This window comes from Martelella sp. AMO21009 (assembly GCF_053484295.1).
This window is the reverse complement of record NZ_JBAKFR010000003.1, coordinates 1-19,080: the sequence shown is the minus strand read 5'-3', so window position 1 is coordinate 19,080 and position 19,080 is coordinate 1. Positions and strand designations below refer to the sequence as shown.

General features: G+C 61.9%; 18 protein-coding genes and 2 tRNA genes. 13 read left to right on the top strand and 7 right to left on the bottom strand.

Annotated elements, in window-relative coordinates; all coding sequences use genetic code 11:
- The first annotated feature begins 1 nt into the window (after position 1).
- The 9 genes from V6766_RS04290 to V6766_RS04250 all read left to right on the top strand — a co-directional run bounded on the left by V6766_RS04290 (position 2) and on the right by V6766_RS04250 (position 9,890).
- Positions 2-2,632: a phage tail protein gene (locus tag V6766_RS04290; protein WP_448463950.1), complete on the top strand. Its 2,631-nt coding sequence runs from the start codon at positions 2-4 to the stop codon at positions 2,630-2,632.
- Positions 2,629-4,128 (top strand): hypothetical protein, encoded by a 1,500-nt coding sequence (locus V6766_RS04285; protein ID WP_448463948.1) that lies wholly within the window; start codon positions 2,629-2,631, stop codon positions 4,126-4,128. Before V6766_RS04290 ends, V6766_RS04285 begins: the two co-directional genes overlap by 4 nt.
- A complete protein-coding gene (locus tag V6766_RS04280; RefSeq protein ID WP_448463946.1) occupies positions 4,125-5,465 on the top strand; it encodes a hypothetical protein in 1,341 nt (446 codons plus the stop codon). The genes V6766_RS04285 and V6766_RS04280 overlap by 4 nt, the downstream gene beginning before the upstream one ends.
- Positions 5,462-6,901, top strand: a complete 1,440-nt coding sequence (locus V6766_RS04275) for a hypothetical protein (protein WP_448463944.1) — start codon at positions 5,462-5,464, stop codon at positions 6,899-6,901. The genes V6766_RS04280 and V6766_RS04275 overlap by 4 nt, the downstream gene beginning before the upstream one ends.
- A gap of 24 nt (positions 6,902-6,925) precedes the next feature.
- Positions 6,926-7,753 carry a hypothetical protein gene (locus V6766_RS04270; RefSeq protein ID WP_448463942.1) on the top strand — a complete coding sequence of 276 codons (828 nt, stop codon included), beginning with the start codon at positions 6,926-6,928 and terminating at the stop codon, positions 7,751-7,753.
- Between the two features lie 14 nt (positions 7,754-7,767).
- Positions 7,768-8,079, top strand: coding sequence for a hypothetical protein (locus V6766_RS04265; RefSeq protein ID WP_448463940.1), 312 nt, complete (start codon positions 7,768-7,770; stop codon positions 8,077-8,079).
- A 105-nt stretch (positions 8,080-8,184) separates the two neighbouring features.
- Entirely contained in the window at positions 8,185-9,123 is a 939-nt protein-coding gene (locus V6766_RS04260) for a glycoside hydrolase family 19 protein (protein WP_448463938.1), read from the top strand.
- Positions 9,123-9,416, top strand: coding sequence for a hypothetical protein (locus tag V6766_RS04255; RefSeq protein WP_448463936.1), 294 nt, complete (start codon positions 9,123-9,125; stop codon positions 9,414-9,416). Before V6766_RS04260 ends, V6766_RS04255 begins: the two co-directional genes overlap by 1 nt.
- A gap of 99 nt (positions 9,417-9,515) precedes the next feature.
- Positions 9,516-9,890, top strand: a complete 375-nt coding sequence (locus tag V6766_RS04250) for a hypothetical protein (RefSeq protein ID WP_448463934.1) — start codon at positions 9,516-9,518, stop codon at positions 9,888-9,890.
- Positions 9,891-9,925: 35 nt separating this feature from the next.
- Here the strand turns inward: V6766_RS04250 and V6766_RS04245 are convergent, their stop codons facing one another.
- From V6766_RS04245 to V6766_RS04215, 7 genes are all read right to left on the bottom strand, one after another.
- The gene (locus V6766_RS04245; protein WP_448463931.1) at positions 9,926-10,558 is read right to left on the bottom strand and encodes an SOS response-associated peptidase; all 633 of its coding nucleotides are present in this window, start codon (positions 10,556-10,558) and stop codon (positions 9,926-9,928) included.
- Positions 10,558-10,887, bottom strand: a complete 330-nt coding sequence (locus V6766_RS04240; protein WP_448463930.1) for a hypothetical protein — start codon at positions 10,885-10,887, stop codon at positions 10,558-10,560. The genes V6766_RS04245 and V6766_RS04240 overlap by 1 nt, the downstream gene beginning before the upstream one ends.
- A 371-nt stretch (positions 10,888-11,258) precedes the next feature.
- Positions 11,259-11,684, bottom strand: coding sequence for a PACE efflux transporter (locus tag V6766_RS04235; protein ID WP_448463928.1), 426 nt, complete (start codon positions 11,682-11,684; stop codon positions 11,259-11,261).
- 175 nt (positions 11,685-11,859) lie between these two features.
- Entirely contained in the window at positions 11,860-13,020 is a 1,161-nt protein-coding gene (locus V6766_RS04230) for a diguanylate cyclase (protein WP_448463925.1), read from the bottom strand.
- A 504-nt stretch (positions 13,021-13,524) separates the two neighbouring features.
- On the bottom strand, positions 13,525-14,745 hold the full coding sequence (locus V6766_RS04225) for a glycosyl transferase (protein WP_448427561.1): 1,221 nt from the start codon (positions 14,743-14,745) through the stop codon (positions 13,525-13,527).
- A gap of 182 nt (positions 14,746-14,927) precedes the next feature.
- Positions 14,928-15,695, bottom strand: a complete 768-nt coding sequence (locus tag V6766_RS04220) for an HAD-IIB family hydrolase (protein ID WP_448463923.1) — start codon at positions 15,693-15,695, stop codon at positions 14,928-14,930.
- A gap of 13 nt (positions 15,696-15,708) precedes the next feature.
- Positions 15,709-16,587, bottom strand: a complete 879-nt coding sequence (locus V6766_RS04215; RefSeq protein WP_448463921.1) for a TrmH family RNA methyltransferase — start codon at positions 16,585-16,587, stop codon at positions 15,709-15,711.
- A 222-nt stretch (positions 16,588-16,809) separates the two neighbouring features.
- On the opposite strand from V6766_RS04215, the gene V6766_RS04210 reads away from it, so the two are divergent.
- The 4 genes from V6766_RS04210 to V6766_RS04195 form a co-directional block, all read left to right on the top strand.
- Positions 16,810-16,894 (top strand) — tRNA-Tyr (locus tag V6766_RS04210).
- 105 nt (positions 16,895-16,999) lie between these two features.
- Positions 17,000-17,073: transfer RNA gene (locus V6766_RS04205), tRNA-Gly, on the top strand.
- Between the two features lie 372 nt (positions 17,074-17,445).
- A complete protein-coding gene (locus V6766_RS04200) occupies positions 17,446-18,636 on the top strand; it encodes a diguanylate cyclase (protein ID WP_448463919.1) in 1,191 nt (396 codons plus the stop codon).
- A gap of 116 nt (positions 18,637-18,752) precedes the next feature.
- On the top strand, positions 18,753-19,080 hold a 328-nt coding region (locus tag V6766_RS04195), incomplete at its 3' end, for a GTP-binding protein (protein ID WP_448463917.1).

The window sequence follows — 19,080 nt, the reverse complement described above, 5'->3', positions numbered from 1 at the left end:
CATGATCAGATTCCTGCTTTATACGCTCGTCGCCTTTCTCACCGCGACGACGACGGCGCATGCCGGTTTTCTGTTTGGCGCGATCGGCGCTGTTGCCGGCTGGATCGGTTCGCTTGGCGTGGTCGGACAGGCGATCGTCGGCATCGGCCTCAGCGTCGGCGCGAGCCTGATCCAGCGGGCGATATCCGGCAAGGAGAAGAAGACAGAGACCCGCGACCCGGGCGTCAACCTGTCGATCCGGATGGGCGACAATGAGCCGGTCACCTTTATCGCCGGCGACTATGCGACCGCCGGCCGGCGCAAATATGCGGGAACCTGGGGCGAGGTCGACGGCACGCCGAATGCCTATTTCGTCGACGTGATCGAACTCAGCAGTCTGCCGCAGTCCGGGCTCAATGGCGTCTGGGTAGACGACCAGAAGGTGACGCTGCTGACCGGCGAGGCGCATGGCGAGTTCGGCTTTCCGGTTGCCGAGTACCGGAGCGGCGGCGCGGACTATATGTGGGTCAAGTTCTACAACGGCTCGCAGACGACGGCGGACGCCTATCTGATCGATCGCTTCGGCGGCAATGCCGACAGGCCGTTTACCTCGGCGATGATCGGGCGCGGGGTGACCTATGCGATCGTCACCTGCCGGTATGATCGCGACCTGTTTTCGAGCGCGCCTTCGATGCTGTTCGAACTGGGTTCGATCCCGCTTTACGATCCGCGCAAGGATAGCACGGTCGGCGGCAGCGGGTCGCATCGCTGGGATAATCCCGCCACGTGGGAATGGTCGAACAACCTGCCGGTGATCATCTATAATGTCATTCGCGGCGTCTATCACGGCAACCAGTGGATATATGGCGGGCAGGATCTCGCCGCCTATCGCCTGCCTGTCGCCAACTGGATGACGGCGATGAACGAAGCCGATGCGTCGGTCGATGACGGCGCGGGTCCGGTCCCGGCGTTTCGGGGCGGGTACGAGTTTCGCGGCGATGAGCGGCCGATCGATGCGATCGAGGAGTTGCGGCTTGCCTGCAATGCGCGGCTTGCCGAAGTGGGCGGTATATTCAAGATCTCGGTCGGCGCGCCGGGCAGCGCGGTCTATGCGTTTTCGGACAGCGATATCGTCATCACGAAAGGCCAGGCGCTCGACCCGCACGGCTCGTTTGACGACACGGTGAATGCCGTCGAGGCGATCTATCCAGAGCCGGCGGAAAAGTGGACGATGAAGGATGCGCCGGCGCGTTACGACAGCGCGCTGGAGGTGCTGGACGGTGACAATCGCCTGCCGCAGGCGGTGAGCTTCGAGGCCTGCCCCTTTGGCGGGCAGGTGCAGCGGCTGATGCTGGCGATGCTGAACGATGCGCGCCGGTTCCGGACGCACCAGATATGCCTGCCGCCGGATGCCTGGCCGCTGGAGCCCAATGACGTCGTTTCGTGGACCAGCGCGCGCAACGGATACGAGGACAAGAAATTTCTCGTGGTCGCGCTCGCCGCGCCCATGAGCGCCAATGTCATCGTCTCGCTGAAGGAAATCGACCCGGCCGATTATGACTGGTCGGCGGACGATGCGCTGCCGACAGCGGTGGGCTGGATCGGGCGGATCGGCGTGCCGGCGCAGATCATGACCGGCTGGACGGTGGAACCGGCAACGCTCTATGACGCCGCCGGCAATGCATGGCGGCCGACGATCAAGGTTTCGTGGGCTGGCGGGCTTGAGGATGTCGAGCGGGTATGGGTGCAGGTGCGGCTCAAGGCCTCCAGCGCTGTGGTCTTCGACAGCGACAGCACGCGCTATGCCAGCCCCTATTACGCGCTGCTGCAGCCGGTGTTTCGGCACAACACGGAATATGAGGTTCGCGGGCGCTATGTCCCCATCTCGCGCCGGCCGACGGAATGGTCGGCATGGCTTTCCGTAACGACGCCGGATGTCTCGACCGATCTCGATGTCACGCTCGATACGGTCGGCGAGGATGTGCGCAAAAGGTTTGAGGAGCTTCAGGCCGGTTACGATTATCAGAATTTGCGGATCGCCGACATCGCCACCTCGATCTCGCTGCAGGGCTCCGTCGGATTGCTCGACCGGCTGGAGCTGCGGCAACAGACCGGCAATGCGCTCGCCCAGATCACGGAAGAGCGTCTGGTGCGCGCCACGGAAGACGAGGCGCTGGCGCAGGAGATCGTATTCATCGGCGCGGAGCTTGACGATGCGACGGCGGCGATTGTCGAGGAGTCGATTGCCCGCGCTACCGCAGACGAGGCGCTGGCGGAGCAGACGACCGAGCTTGCCGCGCAGCTCAATGACAGTTTCGCCAGCGGGCAGATCAAGTTTTCGGCGGCCGCCGACCAGTCGGGCGTCACCGCCCGGTTTTCGGTGCTTGTCCGCGCCGGAACGGGCGGCAGCTTCATCGAGAGCGGTTTCTTCCTCGAAATCTACACCGAGGGCGGCGTGCAGAAATCGCGCTTCGCCGTCAATGCCGATCAGTTCGTGGTGCTGAACAATGGCCAGCGTCCTCTGGTCTTCGAGGGCGGCGAGCTGAAGCTCAATATTGCCAATATCGGCACGGTGAATTCCGGTCTCATCGAAAGCCTGAACGGCAAGATGACGATCAACCTCAATGCCGGCAGCATCGTGATTCGCTCATGACGCAGACTCTGATCGGCATCGACAGCCAGGGCGTGGCATCGGTCAAGATATCGACCGATGCCTACGACCCGATCACGACGCCCGACACGACCTATGGCGCGTGGCTCTACAATTCAAAATTCGACCCGATCCGCTATTGGGGCGATTACACCGCGGTTGATATGGATGGCGCGCCATCGGTGCAATATCTGCCATCCGGCACGAACCAGAGCAATTTCCAACTCGCGATCACGGGCGGGACGGTGACGCGATACTGGTTTCGAAACGCCTATTTCGCAGGGCTGCATTACACCCAGCCGGTGTTTCAGAAGAAGATCAAGACCTTCTCCGGGCGGTTTTCCGGGCGCGTGGTGCAGAGCTATCACGGTTATCAGGACCGCAGCGGATACTTCGCCTCATCGGGGGCGTGGTCGGAGCCATGGCATACTGACTGGAACCGCCTCGATCCGTCGACGGTCGGCTATCTCGGCAATGGCACGCTGGTGGACCCGAACTACAACCAGAATGCCGATCCGGAAAGCAATACGGTGTTGCAGGTCTGGGACCTGCCGGGCAATGCCGACCCGATCCTCGACCCACCGCTTTCGCCGGTTTCCGGACAGACATCGGTGATCATCAACAATGCGACATGCCGGGTGGCAAAGCCGGGCTATGACGCCAATACGGCGAGCGAAACCCAGCTTGCCTTCGACAGCGCGGTGCTGCCGATCAAGGTGGTTGCCGCCAATGACGTTGCCGTGCCTTCGGGCGTCAGCTCCGTCTCTGTCGGGGCGATCCCGGACGATTGCCTGATCGACGTGCATTTCTATACCGGGAGCGACATCTGGTATCCGATCTCGCCGCTGACGAGCGGCAGCTACAATCTCGGGGCGGAATACTGGCTTTCCGGCGGGCAGTTGAATTTCGACAACCCGTATGGCGCCTGCCGGGCGCGGTACATGGTCTATGCCAGCAACGGGGCCGGGCCGACCTATGGCGCGAATGACGTGCTGCGGCAGTTCAATGACGGGTCGCAGAATGTGGTGCAGTTCCTGCGGCCGGGCGCGGGCGCGAGCCCGAGCTTTCGCGACATCATCCTCGACAGCCGCTGGCCGGCCGTCAGGATCATCAAGCAAGGCTATATCCCGATCACGGCCGACGGCAACCAGGAATGGCCGGTGAGCTTCGATGCGGGCGGGGCATGGCCGTTCGTCAAGTTCATGACCGTCCATGGCGGGGCGAGCACGGCTGGCGAAAGCTATTCCTCGGCGGTGCGCGAGCCGTTCTCAAAGGTCCTCTACATCAACACGCCGGGCTCCGGCGGCGGAACGGCGGGCGATACCAGCTATTGCAAGCTGACTGCCTCCGAAGCGCGGTTCTACACATTCCGGGGCTCACCGGTGCTGAGCTACTACGCCAACGCCTCCGACTATTCCAGCGGCACGCTGACGCACCGCTATGATGACAGCCCGATCCAGGGCATCCGCTATTACATTTTCGGGATACCGCAGCCATGACTTATACGACGGGCACAATCACGCTCACCAACGGCTCGGCGGCCGTTGCCGGCAATGGCACAGGCTGGGCGACGGCGCTGATCGCCGGCGGGGTGATCTATCCGCAGGCGGCGGGCAATCCGCTGCCGATCGCGAGCGTGGACAGCGACACCGCGATCACGGCCGCGACCGAATGGGTTGGCGCGACGGGCACCTATGCCTATGCCCTTCAACGGCAGGATGACGCCAACCAGGTAATCGCCAATGCGGCGGCGCTGGCGGATTATATCCAGCGGCTCGACAATGAGACGCTCTCCGCCCTTGCCGGGCTGACGCCTGCGGCTGACAAGCTGGCCTATTTCAGCGGGGGTAGCACCGCAGCATTGACCACGCTGACGAGCTTCGCGCGGTCGCTGCTCGATGACGCCAACGCGAGCACCGCGTTGACGACGCTGGGCGTCTCGACGTTCGCGAAAACCTTGCTGGACGACGCCGATGCCTCCGCCGCCCTGACCACGCTGGGCGTCTCGGCATTCGCCAAAACCCTGATGGATGACGCCGACGCCTCCGCCGCGCTGACCACGCTGGGCGTTTCGGCGTTCGCGAAAACCTTGCTGGACGACGCCGATGCGTCTTCGGCGCGCGACACATTAGGGGCACAGGCCGCATTGGGTTATACGCCTGTTGACGCCGATGCCCCGAATGTTACCGGCTCTCTCATCAGCACCGGCTGGTTTGTATCAGGCGGCGCGTTTAACAATACCCGGTCTTTGATACTTCAACAAAGCGCGGATGCCGGCGCTGTCCGCGCTGAAATGCAGGCTCTGGAAAGGATAGGATTTTACTATACCTGGCTTTTCCGCCTTAGCGCTGGCGGGGCCAGCGTGGATATGGAGTTTCGTTCAGACGGATCCCTTACCGTCCCGGGATCGATCAACGGAGCTTCCAAGAATTTTCTTATCGACCATCCGCTCGATCCGACCAATCGCGACCTGACCTTCGCCTCGACCGAGAGCCCGCATTACGGCGTCGAGGCCTGGGGCGTTGCGCGACTTGAGGGCGGCCGCGTCACGGTCAATATCGATTCGGCAAGCAATCTGACGGCCGGCACATGGGAAGCGTTGACGCAGAACACAATCGTCACGTCACTGCAGAACCAGGAGGGGTTCGCACGGCTGAGGCCCGGCCCGGTTGCCGGAGGGCAGTTCGAGATCATCGCCGATGACGAGACGTGCGGCGACCTCGTTGCATGGCGCGCGGTTGCCGATCGCAATGACACGATCATCAGGACGCTCGGCAATGCCGACCCCGAAACCGGGCTGTTGATCCCGGAAGCGGACAAGGCGGGTTCGGTATGAGCGATCCGGCAGTTCTGGAAATCACATCCGATCCGAACGGCATCTTTTCGGTGAGCGGGCTGGCCCTTCTGGCCGATCCGGATGCCACCGCGGGAAGTTATCCGGTGAGCTATCGCGTGTCGCGAAACGGGCGCGTGCTGCTGGAACGATCGGATACGATCACTGTCAGCGCCTCGCCCTACAAGGCGGCCAATGCCGCAGGCGGGGCGGGCTGGCCCGGCGCGCTGCTGGATTTCAGCGGCGATCATTATCGCCTGACCGCCAATGCGGATATCGAAAACGCGAGCGCGGATGCGATCTGGTATCCGGCGCCCGCGGTTGATTTTTCAGATGTCGTGAGTTTCACCCGCGCCGGCGCAGCCACCTATATCGATGCGGCCGGCGTGATCAGGATTGCAGCAGCCGATCAGCCCCGTTTCGATTATACGCACGGCCTGCGCGGAATATTGCTGGAAGGACCGGCAACCGGCCTGTTCGGAGGTGAGACAAACCCTCGCCTGACGACGCTCGGGTCGGTCACAACGACCAATGAGGCGACCCCTTTCGGCGATCTCGTCAACGGCATCCGGGTCGCTTCGACGGGCAACCCTGCCGGAACCACGCGTTATGGCCGCGACGTGTCGCTGCTCGCAGGCGCCAAACTCTCTCTCGTGTGGTGCCTGGCGGTTGGCACTTCCGGACATGCGAAAGCCGGAATTATCAATTCGACGACCGGACAGCGGCTTGATCTTATTGTCGATTTTAACGCCGGATCGATCACGGTCGATACAGCAACGGTGGGTGCGGTTACCAGCACAAATCTACGCCAGTTGAATGGCGCGGTTCTTCTGGAAGTGGCGCTTACCCTCGCAAACCCGTCGAGCTACTTGCAGATCAACGCCGGACCATATTCCGCCGTCGCGGGTGAGGATGTCGTGCTTTACGCCATGCAAGCCCTCTCCGGTGAGGCCAGCAGCATAATCCACAATACGACGGCTAGCCTGGTTGCACGGCCTGCCGACAGGGCGCAATTGAGCGAACCCGTCGCAGCCTTGCTACGGCGCGGCGAGGCGACCGTGCTGATGCAGGGCAAGGGTGCGTACGGCGCCTCGGGTCGTCTCATGGGCGGCGCGGCGGGCACGCGGTTGCTGGGGCTTAACGCGGCGCAATCCGCCATCGTGGCCGGGAACGCCACGACGCTCTCGCTCGGTGCAGTAACGGTACCGCTCCCCTCCTTCGGGGCGGCTTTCGGCTATGACGGGTCCGGCAAACGCGGCAGTTTCAACGGCGGCGGCGTGGTGATCGATGCGACCACGATGAACGCCGATCGGACCGAAGCCCATCTCGGCCGTGACAACGGCGGAAACTTCGCCAGCGGCTGGTACTCCCAACTCGTGATCTGGCCGTTCCTTATGACGAATGCCGATCTTCAGGCGAGGGCGGCGGCCTATGCCTGATATGCAATTCCTGCCGGAGGTGGCATGATGATTGGATTTTCACTCGGATTGGGGCTGAGCCCCATGATCGTCTCCAGAGCAACTGGCGGCTATCTGTCGGAGACAAACACCTATTTCGCGGCTGGCGTGACAGATGGCGGCAGTGCGGCTAGCCCGACCTACAAGACGATCGTCAACACATTGGTCGCGGGGCTGAAGAACGCTGGCGTATGGGGTAGCTTCGACTACCTGCACCTTCTGCGCGGGCATGACGCGTATATCTCCATGATCAACCTTGTAAACCCGAGCAGCAACAAGGCATCCGCGATCAATTCACCGATCTTCACTCCCTATATTGGCTATCTGGGCGATGGCTCGTCGGCCTACCTAACCACAGGGTTCGACCCCACGTCCGGGACGCCACAGTTTCAGCGTGACAGCGCCCATATCGGAGCGTGGGGCGTTACGAGCGCAGGGCAGTCCGCATCGGCTCTCATTGGCGCCAGCGTGACAGATGTCGCGCTTTTTCCCCGCAACACGTCGAACGTCATGACCGTGAGGCTGAATTCGACCGTCTCCGTCCAGAGCGGTGGCGTTGTAACTGATGCGAGCGGTCATTTTGTCGCATCGCGGGACAGCGCGTCGACGGTCACGCTCTATCGCAACGGCTCGCAGCTCGCGCAAGGCACGTCCAACGCCTCAGCGGCTGTTCCTGCATCCGGTCTCAATTACCTCCAATCATACCCCGCGCAATACGCCGCCCGCCGCATCGCCATTGGTCATGGCGGGCGGAAACTGAGCGCGCAGCAGGTTTCCGACGTCAACGCGCTTTTCGCGGCCTATATCGCCGCCACCGACGCCCTTGCGGCATAACAGGAGATGCAATCATGATCATGAACTGGTTCGTTCTTACTGCTTCGCAGAAGTCCGCCGTCGAGGCGTTCAATGGCGAGGCTCTTGGCCTGATTGACGCCCGGGCGATCGACAACGCCACGCCGGGAACCGGCATCAACCTCAACGACAATGCGATTGATTTCGAGCCCGGTGATCCCGTGACGCTGACAGGGATGTATGTCGTGCCGAAGCGCGTCGTCGATGATCCAAACCAGGCGGCGGACGCAAAAACGCTGTTGCTGACGCTGCCGTGGTGCGCGCTCGAAAACGAGACGATTTTCGCGCCGTATCTCGGCGACGACTAAGCCAATCAGCCGGACCACCCGGCCCATCCTCAAACAAACCCAGACACCCGCACCGCCTCCGCATCAAGGCGGGCGGCGGAGCTTTGCTCAATTGGAGGCTGAGAAATGAAAGTGACAATCGATCTGATCAGACGCATCGCCCGCCGTCCGCTGACCGGCAAGCAGGTGGCGAATGCCGAATCGGTGATCATGGCGTTCGATCGCTACGGGTCGCGCGCCGGCCTCGATCTGCCACACCGGCTGGCGCAGTTTCTGCCGCAGGTCATGCATGAGAGCGGCGAGTTTCGCTATGACCGCGAGGTATGGGGGCCGACGCCGGCGCAGGCACGGTATGACACGCGCACCGATCTCGGCAACACGCCGGAGCGGGATGGCGACGGCAAGAAGAATGCCGGCCGTGGCCCGTTGCAGGTGACCGGCGGTTTCAATATCGGCGAATTCCAGGGCTGGTGCGTCGAAAACATTGGCGGCAACGTCCCGAATTTTCGCGAGAACCCCGACCTGATCAATACCGACCCGTGGGAAGGTCTGTCGGCCATCTGGTACTGGAGCACGCGCGGGCTGAACCGCTATGCCGATGCCGGCGATATCGAGATGATCACGAAGCGGATCAATGGCGCGCTGAACGGCTATGCCGATCGCCTGGCGCTCTATGTTCGCACGGCGCTGGTCATGCTCGGCTACGAGCCCGATGCGATCCGGGCATTCCAGATCGATGCCAAGGCGAAAGGTCTTTACACCCGGGCAATCGACGGCGATGCGGGGCCGGGCACGCGCGCGGCGTTGCACAAATCCCTTGCCGCCCTCTCGAAATCGCGCGTTGATGCCGCGCCCGTCACGCAAAAGGAACCGTCCGGCAGCGCGGTCGCGATCGCGGCCGGCGGCGCTGCGCCGGCGGCAGCCGTGGCGGCGCCATCGATTGAGGAGGTTGTGAGCGCGGTGACCGACCAGCAGCATGAGCTGGCGAGCGGCGATATCGCGCGGATCGTCATTGCCGCGGTCATCGTCGGGCTGACCGTCTGGCTCGCGATGAGGCGGCGCTGATGTTCGGGCAGATCAAAAACTGGTCGCTGGCGATCGCCGGCGGTCTCGTGGGCGTGGCGATCGTCATCGTGGTGGTTTGGGCCTTCGTGCTGCCCGCCGCCCGCCGTGATGGCCGACAGGATGAAAAGGCGGATCGGGCGCGCGACACGCTCAGCCAGGTGCAGGAAAGGTTTGAAGACGATGCGAAACGCGAGCAAATGGATAGCGCCGATCTTTGTGATGACTACTTCCGTAATCTTGGCCGGGTGCCCGAGTGCGACACTCTCCGGATGCGGCCCCTTCAAAAAGAATAACCTTTCGCCGGCCGGGTTCGTCGCGCTCGCCAATGCCGACCGCAACGGGCTGAACAACGTCACCGGCAATGATGCCGCCGGCGAAAGGCTGGGCTGCTGGTGACCGACGACCCTTTGAGGATCAACGCGCTCATCCTCCAGCGCATCGAAGATGTCGGCAAGAGCGTTGACCGGGTAGAGCGCCGGCTCGAGGCATCCGAAGCAAGCGCCAGCGAAAGCCGGCGCGGCATGCACCAGCGGCAGGAGCAGCATGAGCGCGAGCTGCTGAAGATCAACCACCGGCTGGAAAACGTCGAAAAGGCCGTCAGCGAGGCCGCGCCGACGCTGGAGGATTACGCGCTCAAGAAAGCGCAGGTGGAAGGCGCGGGTCGCCTCGGCAAGCTCCTATGGGTCGCCGGCGGCTTCCTGCTGGCGCTCGCCGTCTGGCTGGTCGGGCAGAAGGAAAACATATGGAGCTGGCTGTCGAGCCGCTGAAAGCCGCCTCGGGAAACCGGGGCGGCTTTTTTGTTTCAGGCTGGCAGCAGGATTATTGCGTCGTCCCTCAGCGGCCGCTGGAGCCCCTTCGCCTCATCCCACGGCGCGCGCATCCACACGTCCATCTCTTCCGCCGTCGTCAAAATCACCGGCATCGCCTTCGGGTGGATCGGCTTCACTACGGCGTTTGCCTCGCAGGTGAGGAACCCGAACAACTCGTGGGTGCCGGTCCGCGGGTTCTTCTGCGAGCCGCGCTCGCCCTCCCACACCGTCCAGATCCCGGCAAAGGCCGCAAGCGGCTTGTCCTCGTTGATGGCAAACCAGCGTTTGGTCTTCTTCGGCTTGGTGTTTTCCCATTCGCAAAACGTCGTCCAAGGCACCAGGCAGCGGTTTTCCGGCCCCAGCCAGCGCCGCCAGTGGGGCGATGCGGTGTTGCGGATATTGGTGACGCCGGTATCCGGCCTGCCCTTTGTGACGAAGGGCGGCGAGGGCATGCCCCAGGTCGCGAAGGCAAGCTCGCGCGCGCCATCGGCCATGCGCACGATCGGCGCCGGCCGGTCCGGGTAGCAATCGCCGTTGAGGTCGGCACGGTTCGTCAGGTCGCGTTCGGGCTTGAAGAGTTGGCGCACGGCTTCGTGACTGGTCGTGTTGTTGTACAGGTTGCACATTACGGCTTATCCCCCAGCTTCACCGTGCGCCATACCTGGCGCATCCCGGCCGGCCTCCTCACCCGTATATCACCATAATCGCCGGGCCTTGGCGAGAGCAAAGCCGTCGCCATGTATTCCATGGTCTTGCAGCGCGAACAGGCGAAGGGCGGCTCGTGGGCATAGTGCAGACCGCCGACGATCGGCACCAGGTCGGAGGCGAGATAGTTCACCCGCCGCCGGCAGCCGCCGCACCAGACCTGCAAAATGTGGCCTTCCGAGGCTGCATCCTGAAGGGTGCGATAGCCCTTTCCGGGCGGTAGCCCGGGCGGCGGTCTTTGTGCCGGCATGATTTCTCACCTTCCGCATGTTCATTTTTTGTTCTATTTTCGGAAATAGCGAAATCGGAGTCAAGAACACGCAATAGCCGCCTCGGGAAACCGGGGCTTTTTTTCTCGTTTTGGACTTATCCACATCGATGGAATATCCGTGGACAATCTTCCATCGGTGTGGGGCACACTCCCTCCAAGCAATTGTTTCTGCTGAAAAGGTTTTGCCAATGCGTGGGGCACAATGAGCTTGATATCGTTGACGAAAATGGCAGTATCGCAGTCTTCCCGAGCGCGCCATTTCTTCATCCAAGCATATTTGGAATGTCTTCTCGCCTGCCCGAGGCAATCCGACATCTTGCTGCTTTCCGCACGCTCCGGCGCGTTTGACGCTATTCCTCCGCCCATTCCGGTAGCGGAAACACCATGTCATAGGCCCAGTTGAAGGCGAGCGCGTAGACCATGTAGAACAGCGCGAAGGATATATCCATCACCAGCGCCTGCCACAGCGATATGCCGAGATACCAGGCGATAAACGGCATCAGCACGATCAGCAGGCCGGTTTCGAACAGGACCGCATGGACCACGCGCGACGGAAATGCCTTCTCCGTGGTGGCGAACAGGCGCTGCATGATGTGGTCGAAGATATAGTTGTAGACCATGTTCCAGAGAGCGGCGAGCGTGGCGCTGACGACGCCCACCACGCCGATGTCGTGCATGGGCATGCCGAAGACGAAAGCGCCGAGCGGAACGACCAGAAGCAGGCCGATAACCTCGAAACTCAGTGCATGGCGAAGGCGATCGAGAGGGGAGCGCATGGGCAACCTCAAATGAGATGCCGGGTCGTCCCGGCTGTTGTCCAATTCGGGGAGGTCGTCCTCACAGCGACGGAGGTAGCGTCCGCCATGCCCCGTTTCAAGTGCCGGCACAGTGAGGTGCGAAAAAGATTGCTTCGCGCATTCTGGAAAGAACGAGACCCGCGGGAGGCGCCGGTCACGGCAGCGCGTTATCCTGGTTCACGACACGATTGCGGCCGCCACGCTTGGCGACATAGAGACGCGTGTCGGCGTTCTTGAACAGGGCGTTCCAGCTTTCGGATGGTTCGCGGGTCGCGACGCCGAAGCTCGCGGTGACGCCAGTTGCGCCATCCGGTAAGCCATAGTGATGCGCTTCGACGGCGGCCCGCAGGCGTTCGGCGAACTGCAGCGCCGCCTCGCTGTCGGTATCCGGCATTAGGATCGCGAATTCCTCGCCGCCCAGCCGCCCGATGATGTCGTGCTTGCGGGCATTCTGGCGCAGGACCGCGCCCACTTCCCTCAGGACCACATCGCCCTGATCGTGACCGTAAAGATCGTTTATGCTCTTGAAGTGATCGATGTCGCAAAGAACGAGGGAAACCGGATTGTCGATAACCGGCAACTCCACCTCGATCCGGTCGCCGAAGCCGCGCCTGTTCAACACCCCGGTCAGGGCGTCATAGTCACGCTCGCGCCGCAAATCGTGCAGCACGTCGGAAAAGGCCGCAAACAGCAGCGTAAGCGCCAGCGCCGCCGCGAGGAGACCAACCGAGAAGAGCATGGCCTGCCAGAACATCGAATTTGCAAAGGCGGCCACGCCGGGAGCGATCCAACTGCCGATGGTCAGCATGGTTCTCGGAAAGAAGTGAAGGGCGAAAAGCAGCAGGACCCAGAAGAGAACGCGATCGACGGGGCGTGGCGCCGGACGCTTCGCAAGGGGAGCCGTTGCCGACAGCATGATCAGGCCATAGCCGAAATGCTGGACGTAGATGCGGGCGGTGAGATTTCGATCGATATAGAAAAAATACCAGAGCAGTGCCATTATGATCGTGAATACAGCCAGGCAAAGCCACCAGTTGAACGGCTTTCCGGCGCGCAGGAGTATACCCTGCACGGTCAGCAATACCGCAAGCGTGTAGAGTGCGCCGGAAACAAGGGCGTTCGCTCCAACGCCGGGAGGCCAGCCGAGAATTTGCGAGAGCGAGCCCAGCGTGAACAATAGGCACGATAGCGCTAGCACAGGCAAATAACGCAGCCGTCTTTCGATCAGCCAGAACACTGCAAAGGCGAGGCTGAATGTCAGAACGATGCCCGGACCCGTCAGGGAAAGGATTGTTCGCGCTACCACAGTATCCATTGGACATCAGGCTTCTGAAATAAACAGCTGGAGGAAATCAACATCGGAGAGGGCTGAGACCAATCTCTCCGGACTGCAGTTGACTGCTCGTATAGATTGTTTCCGGAGAAAAAGTAAGCTATCGGTTTCAATATATTTCATTGCCGGCACGTTTTCAGCACGGTCGGCAAGAAATGTGAAAGCCAATTAGAGCAATTCTGTTTGAAATGGAAGCAGTTATGTACGTCCAGTCCTACCTTTACATGCGGGCAGGTGCACCTGACATGGTCATTGCTGTGGTTGAGGATTTCGAAAGCGCGACAGCCGGTTCGGCGTACAGCCGGTGACTTTTATGATTTCGGGATTACGGAATGCCCGCGATTCAGCCACCGCAATCGACTGCGAGCACACTACCGTCTTATGTAGAGGGAAGTAACGCCGTGTTCAGGGCAGGTCACAACAAAACAATCCGCCGCGGATGTCCGCGACGGGTCGGCTTGCGAGAGATCGATTTTTGCTGAAAGGTCAGCCGTATTCCGCCATATCGGCCGCCACGGCGGCCTGCATCTCGTCCAGCACGTCGGGGAGCGCGCTCAGGACCCGGTTCCAGCGCGGCATCAGCGGCGTGGCGTCCGGGGTTTCGAGGAAGGCGTTGCCGGCTTCCGTCAGGTTGGTCGCAAACAGTTCGACAGCCTGTTCTTCCTTGTGCCGGTCAGTGGAAAGCCCGTTCATGCGGGCGTCGTTGTGATAGGTTTCCACCAGATCGAGCGCGGTGCGGAAATAGGCGGCCTTCACTGTTCTCAGCGTCTCCTGCGAGAAGGTCACGCCGTCGGTCGCAAGCTTGCGGAACACGGTCTTGCAGATGTCCGTCGACATGCGCGACAGGCCCTGCCGGGCATCCTCCTGTGAGAGCGGCTGGTGCTTGTGGTCGTAGGCGTCGGAGATATCCACCTGGCAGATGGCGTTGTTGGAATAGTTGCGCCACAGTTCCGAGAGCACGCCGATCTCGAGGCCCCAGTCCCACGGAATGCGGATATCGGGCAGAATATGCGTGCGCATCGCGAATTCGCCGGCGAGCGGATAGCGGAACCCCTTCAGGTAATCGAGATAGGGCTGGTGGCCAATGGTCTTTTCCAGCGCCAGCAGAAGCGGCGTCACAAGAAGCCGGGTCACGCGACCGTTCAGCGAGCCGTCGGCGATGCGCGGGTAATAGCCCTTGGCGAACACATAGGGAAAGGCGGGGTTGGTGACCGGATAGACCAGCCGGGCCAGCATCTCGCGCGAATAGGTCACGATGTCGCAATCATGCAGCGCCACGACCGAGGAGTTGCGCGCGCCGAGAACATAGCCGATGCAGTACCAGACATTGCGGCCCTTGCCCGGTTCCTCCGGCGCCAGCGACGCTTGGCCGAGCCGGTTGTGAACGGCCTGCATGCGCGGCCCGTCATTCCACAGCACGGCGTGTTGCTGGGGCAGGCGGCTGAAATATTTCAGCGCGTAGCGATACTGCTCCTCGTCGGCGCGGTCGAGCCCAATGACGATGTTGGAGATATAGGGCACCTCGGTCAGGTGCTTGACGATGTTGTCGAGCGCCTCGGCCTCGAGCTCGGAAAACAGGGAGGGGAGGATCAGCGTGATCGGGCGGGTCGCCGAAAAACTCGAAAGCTCGCGCTCCACGCGATGCAGCGAGCGTTCGCGCAGGTTGTGAAGCGTCGCGACGACGCCGTTTTGATGAAAGTCAGCCATGGCGACGCTCCTGATTTTCGTGCTTGCGGCAGCGCAGGAAAATGGCTGCCGAGTGGAATATGTATCAGAGCGGGCGGCTTTCAACGTTGCGAGGCCGCTCGATCGTCATTGTTAAGCGGCAGTTCCGCGCGTAACGGGTGGTTCCGTCCGAGTGCGAGCCGCTCATCTATTTACCAACTATATTATGCCAATAATTGCAATATCATGTCATTCCAGCCGTAAGGGCCCGGACGCTCGGACCGGGTGATGAAACCCGCGCGCTCGCGATCCGAAACCGGCATTTCGGCATGGGCGGGATTGGCGATGATGAAGCCCCGGTCGGCGGCCTCCAGCATGGCCGCATCATTGGGCGCATCGCCCAGCGCCACGGTGGAAATCGGCTCATCCGAGGTTTCGGCATAGTGGCGGGCAATCTTCGCCATCGCCTCGGCCTTCGAGGTTTTCGGCATCAGCGTGAAGAACCGGCCGCCCTGGACCGCCTGAAACCCATGCGCGTCAAGGATTGCCGCAAAGGCAGCGCGCTCGTCTTCGCTGCCGGACCACAGGCCCGGTTCGGAAAAGCGGCGCTTGCGGGCAAGGCGGGCGTTTTCCAGCGTCATGCCGGTCTTTTCAGCAACCTCTTCATCGCTCCAGTCGCCGAAACCCTTGTAGCGCCGCCGCAAATCCGGATCCATGGAGGACAGCACCGCGCGCAGCCTGTCATAGACGCCGTCTTGCTCCGCTTCGCCGCCCGGCCAGTTGACGATGCCGGCGCCGTTTTCCACGATCATCGGATGGTCGATGCCGATCGCGGCCGCGATCGGCCGCATCTCGGCCTCGGTTTTGGAGCTTGCGAGGATGAGCGGGATACCCCGCGCCTTCAAGAGGTCCAGCGCCGGCCGGGCCGGTTCGAAGGAATAGGTCTCGTGGTCGAGCAGCGTGCCGTCGAGATCGGTGAAAACGATGTGCATCGGCTCACCTCGATCAGCCACGGTTTCGGGCAAGAAACTGCCGCGCCGCGTAAAGCGAAATCGCCGAGGCATTGGAAACATTGAGCGATTTGATCTCGCCGGGCATGTCGAGCCGGGCGAGTGTGGTCACCGTCTCGCGGGTCTTCTGGCGCAGGCCCTTGCCCTCCGCGCCGAGCACCAGCGCGATCTTGTCGCCGCTGAGGCTTTCCTCCAGCACGGCGGGCCCCTCCGAATCGAGCCCGACGGTCGCAAAGCCCATGGCGTGGAGTTCATCCAGCGCCTTGGCCAGATTGGTGATCTGGATATAGGGAATATATTCCAGCGCGCCCGAGGCGGATTTGGCGAGTACGCCCGATTCGGCCGGGCTGTGGCGCATGGTGGTGATCACCGCGCCGGCGGCAAACGCGACGGCGGAGCGCAGGATCGCGCCGACATTGTGCGGGTCCGTGACCTGATCGAGCACCAGGAGCAGCGGGCTGTCCTGCAGCGCATCCAGCTTGCGCACCGGCAACGTGCGCGCCTTCAGCATCACGCCCTGATGGATCGCGTCCTCGCCGAGAATGTCGTCGATCTCCTTCGGGCGCACGATCTCCACCGGAAGTTTCGGCGGCAGCTCCAGCCCGTCGGTCAGGCGGGCAAGCGCGTTCTGGGTGATCTTGAGCGCGATCAGCGTGCGCTCCGGGTTTTCGATTGCCGCGCGCACGGTGTGCAGCCCATAGAGCAGCACCTCGTCGTCCGCCACCGGCAGCGGGCCGGCCGGTCCGCGCTTGCCCTGTCGGGCCGGGGCAGGGGGCAGATCGCCGCGCGCGCGCTTGTTGTCGCGGTGGGCGCGTCGGAGCTTGGCGTAATGGCTGTCTTTGGCGGAGCCGTCGCGGTCGTGTTTCTTGTTCATGGGTTTTTTATAGAGTGGCGGGCAGCTTCCGGCTAGACGGTTGGCGCCGGTTTTGCACTGCGGCGCGCCCCCATCGCGGGCCAGATGATTTTTCGGCGGATTTTGTGAAGCGCCGTGTTGACAGAGCGTCATCAGCCGGTCATATACGCGGCGCAGATCGAAGCGGGCCGGCGTGCCGGCGCGGTATCGATCGGCGGCATGGCCGCCATCCAGGCTGGTACTGGAGGAGTGCGTGAGTGGTTAAAACGGACGGACTGTAAATCCGTTGACTTAGTCTACGTTGGTTCGAATCCAACCTCCTCCACCACCGGACCTGGGACCTGATCCGAGCGGAGCGAGGACCGGCGGATCATGCATGCAGGTTGGAACGCCGATCCGAGTGTATCGAACCGAAACGCTCTTCTGAAGTTCCGCGGGTATAGCTCAATGGTAGAGCAGCAGCCTTCCAAGCTGAATACGCGGGTTCGATTCCCGCTACCCGCTCCAATCCATCTCTCATTCGCAGCGCAAGCCTTGTTTCATCGCCCTGACGGCGGCGGTGATTATGTTGCGTCATACCATTGCACTCTTCAATGAAATCACGTAAAGGTTGTATTTCGTTGTGATGTGTTTTTACGAGGTTGCAGGATGGGGGCATGAGCCGGGCAGGCGTGGAGCGAAAGCGCCTGCGGGGATTGACTTGGACCGCCGTTTCTTTTGAATAGACCGGAGTTCAACCTGTTCCAGGTTTATGCCGACCGATTGGAGTGGATCGACTGCGCCGTCGCCGCTCCTGCAGTCCCTGACGCATAAAGGTTTCGGTCGTCGCGGTTGCAGCAGCGTGATGAATTTGATGGGGTTCTCCGGCCGGTGGATATCATGCAGTCATTGATCGTGACGGGTGGGCTGGCGATCCTGGCAGCGAGTTTCGTCCTTGCCTGGTTTACCGGCGGCCGACAGCGCTATCTGATGCTTTTCGCTATTGCTCTGCTAACGGTGGACGCGGCCTTCATAGGCATGTTTCTCCGTCCTCACCTGCCGGATAATATCGCGTTGCCGTTCAGCAATATGGCCTTCATCGCCGCCCAGATCACCTTCGGGGAATCTCTGCTTCAGCGGCGAGGCAAGACTTTCGGTCGGACGTTCATAATCGGCATGTTCGTCCTCCTCAGCGCGGTCTATGTCACGCTCTATTTCACCTCGACGATCGAGATCCGCACCGCCGGCATCAATGTCGGCCTGATCGTTGTCTTCGCCGTCACGCTCAAGCATATCTGGATCCGTCGCGAAGACACCATTCACGACAAGCTGATCTTCTGGACCTTCATCACGCTTGGCCTGATGCACACCATCCGCACGGCCGGCGTGTTCTTCAACCAGGATATCGCCAATCCCCAGTCGGTTTTCTGGGGCTTCCTGCAGCTCTATATCCTGCTTCTGGCGATGATCCTGACGCTCGAATTGCTGGCGTCGCACTTCGTCGAACGACTTGAGACGGCAAACACGCTGCGGGATCGCGATCACCTCACCGGCGTGCTGAACCGCGCCGGTTTCGAGCGCGCGGTCGGCGCCATTTATGCCGGGCGGACGCGGGTGATGGTGAGCCTGGTGTTGATCGACATCGACGAGTTCAAGGCGATCAATGACGCGCTCGGCCATCCGGCGGGCGATGCGGTGCTGCGGCGCGTCGGCGCGGTGCTGATCGATCAGTCGCGCGCCGGCGACATCGTCGGGCGCATTGGCGGCGACGAATTCGCGATCCTTGCCGTCGACCTCGGTGCGGAAGGGGCGGGGGCGCTCGGCGAGCGCATTCGCCGGCGGCTCGACGAAGATGCCGCTTCCGGAAAGGACCGGCAGCTTGCCGCCCGCTGTAGCGTGGGCGCTGCGACCATCAACATCGAACGCGGCTACGAAACCCTCTATGAAGCCGCCGATGCGGCGCTTTACGAGGCCAAAAGGCTGGGCCGCAACCGGGTGGTGAGCGGTTCCGTCGACGTCGGCAGGGAGGGAGAGCAGGGCGGCGCGCGCGTGGTGCCGTTTATAACAGAGCGGCGGCGCACGGACATCTGAGCCGCTTTCGGACGCTTGCCAGATTTTGTCTTGCTTATTGCTTCCGAAAGCCTTAAACGGCGGCACTAAACCGGTTCGCCGGGGCATCCGTGTTACCAGTTACAGGAAGCATTCACATGGCAAAAGCAAAGTTTGAGCGGAGCAAGCCGCACGTAAACATCGGCACGATCGGCCACGTTGACCATGGCAAGACGTCGCTGACGGCAGCGATCACGAAGTTCTTCGGCGATTTTCGCGCGTATGACCAGATCGACGCCGCTCCGGAAGAAAAGGCCCGTGGCATCACCATCTCGACCGCGCACGTCGAGTATGAAACCGACAAGCGTCACTACGCCCACGTCGACTGCCCCGGCCACGCCGACTATGTGAAGAACATGATCACCGGTGCTGCCCAGATGGACGGCGCGATCCTGGTCGTGTCCGCCGCCGACGGCCCGATGCCGC

Excerpts from the sequence above, each read along its gene's own strand:
- V6766_RS04290 (WP_448463950.1), top strand. The coding sequence starts at position 2 with ATGATCAGATTCCTGCTTTATACGCTCGTCGCCTTTCTCACCGCGACG.
- V6766_RS04285 (WP_448463948.1), top strand. The coding sequence starts at position 2,629 with ATGACGCAGACTCTGATCGGCATCGACAGCCAGGGCGTGGCATCGGTC.
- V6766_RS04280 (WP_448463946.1), top strand. The coding sequence starts at position 4,125 with ATGACTTATACGACGGGCACAATCACGCTCACCAACGGCTCGGCGGCC.
- V6766_RS04275 (WP_448463944.1), top strand. The coding sequence starts at position 5,462 with ATGAGCGATCCGGCAGTTCTGGAAATCACATCCGATCCGAACGGCATC.
- V6766_RS04270 (WP_448463942.1), top strand. The coding sequence starts at position 6,926 with ATGATGATTGGATTTTCACTCGGATTGGGGCTGAGCCCCATGATCGTC.
- V6766_RS04265 (WP_448463940.1), top strand. The coding sequence starts at position 7,768 with ATGATCATGAACTGGTTCGTTCTTACTGCTTCGCAGAAGTCCGCCGTC.
- V6766_RS04260 (WP_448463938.1), top strand. The coding sequence starts at position 8,185 with ATGAAAGTGACAATCGATCTGATCAGACGCATCGCCCGCCGTCCGCTG.
- V6766_RS04255 (WP_448463936.1), top strand. The coding sequence starts at position 9,123 with ATGTTCGGGCAGATCAAAAACTGGTCGCTGGCGATCGCCGGCGGTCTC.
- V6766_RS04245 (WP_448463931.1), bottom strand. The coding sequence starts at position 10,558 with ATGTGCAACCTGTACAACAACACGACCAGTCACGAAGCCGTGCGCCAA.
- V6766_RS04240 (WP_448463930.1), bottom strand. The coding sequence starts at position 10,887 with ATGCCGGCACAAAGACCGCCGCCCGGGCTACCGCCCGGAAAGGGCTAT.
- V6766_RS04235 (WP_448463928.1), bottom strand. The coding sequence starts at position 11,684 with ATGCGCTCCCCTCTCGATCGCCTTCGCCATGCACTGAGTTTCGAGGTT.
- V6766_RS04230 (WP_448463925.1), bottom strand. The coding sequence starts at position 13,020 with ATGGATACTGTGGTAGCGCGAACAATCCTTTCCCTGACGGGTCCGGGC.
- V6766_RS04225 (WP_448427561.1), bottom strand. The coding sequence starts at position 14,745 with ATGGCTGACTTTCATCAAAACGGCGTCGTCGCGACGCTTCACAACCTG.
- V6766_RS04220 (WP_448463923.1), bottom strand. The coding sequence starts at position 15,695 with ATGCACATCGTTTTCACCGATCTCGACGGCACGCTGCTCGACCACGAG.
- V6766_RS04215 (WP_448463921.1), bottom strand. The coding sequence starts at position 16,587 with ATGAACAAGAAACACGACCGCGACGGCTCCGCCAAAGACAGCCATTAC.
- V6766_RS04200 (WP_448463919.1), top strand. The coding sequence starts at position 17,446 with ATGCAGTCATTGATCGTGACGGGTGGGCTGGCGATCCTGGCAGCGAGT.